This is a genomic window from Rhizobium sp. P1_E6 (assembly GCF_056405875.1).
Genome location: NZ_JBFUBG010000279.1, coordinates 1 through 1,348, shown reverse-complemented (window position 1 = coordinate 1,348; position 1,348 = coordinate 1). Strand labels below are relative to the sequence as shown.

Sequence of the window (1,348 nt, the reverse complement as noted above, 5' to 3'; positions counted from 1 at the left end):
CGTCTGCGTCGTCGTCTGGGTGAGGCCGTCGATCGTTGCCGTTGTCGCGATGATGCTGCCGGTGCCGGTATAGACCCGCTTGTAGGCGAATGTGGCGTTGTCGTTGGCGGCCGCGCTCAGGAGACCGATGTTGCTCGACGTGGATGTCGGGTTCTGGTCATAGGTGTTGGTGGCGACGACGACAGGGGTCGATGAACCGGGCGCCTGCACTGACTTCTGCGTTACACGGCCCATCTGGTCGTAGGTCAGGAAGGTGACCGCACCGCGGGCGTCGACCTGGCGGATCAACCGGTTAGCGCCGTCATAAGCGTAAGACCAATTCCCAAGGTCAGGATCATTCGCCGTCAGGCGGTTGCCGAGCAGGTCATAGCTGTAGGTCCACACAGCGCCGCTCGTATCCTGCACCCTTACCAGATGGCCAAGCGCGTCGTGGGTTGCTAGGTATCGCAATATGGTCTTCGATACGTCTGCGACCTTATCCGAATGGTCCGAGACGGCGATTTTGTCGCCCCWGGTGCTGATCGTATAGGGATGACGCAAGCCTAGCTCATCGTRCCAATTCACGTAGTAGTTGACGATATTCGCCGTTCCCGGGATCGGGTCGAGATAGGTGTAATAGTCGTATGTCTTGTAGGTGCTGTCGGGGTTGACGCTCTTCGTGATCCGGTCGAGCGCGTCGTAGCTGTTGATCGTCCACTGCGCTGTTTCACCGGCAAAGCGCACGATCGATGTCTGAAGCACATTACTGCGGGCATCATAGATCGTGTCGGTGATGCGGGCAGGGCCGGTTGCCGTATCGCCCGAGGTCTCCACCCGCCACGGGCGGCCAAGCCCATCATAATAGGTGCACGTGTAGCTCTCGCCGGTGCCAGACGTCAGCGGTTGCGAGACGATGACTGCCTGCTGCGCCGGATTGCCCTCGTTCGCATAGCGGGTGTTGATGTAGTTGCCGGAACCCGAATGGGTATAGCCACTGGGGCGGCAATAGGGGTCGTAGGTGTAGGTCTCGACGATGCCGTTCGGATCGGTCTTCGTCGCCGGCAGGCCGCAGACGGGATCATAGGCCGTCGTCGACACGAAGCGGGGGTCTGCCGGTTGGCCGCCATTGGCGAAGTATTTGGGGCTGCGTTCCGTCACCGGATAGACGTGATAGGTCGGGTCGTAGTCCCATTCGGTGCGATTGCCGGCGCCGTCGGTTTCGGACACCCGGTTGCCATAGGCATCATAGGTATAGGTGCTGGCCACCCATCTCTGCGGCGCGACGACCGATGCATAAGCGAGCTTTTGGGTCAGGTTGCCCTGAACCGGTGAGGCAGTGTAGTCGCTGCCACCGTCATAGACATAGCGC

Annotated in this window: 1 protein-coding gene; it reads right to left on the bottom strand. The window is 60.5% G+C overall.

Annotation, left to right across the window (positions count from 1 at the left end):
* Positions 1–1,348: RHS repeat domain-containing protein (locus tag AC1D35_RS36210; protein WP_477942837.1), on the bottom strand; the 1,348-nt coding region annotated here is incomplete at both ends.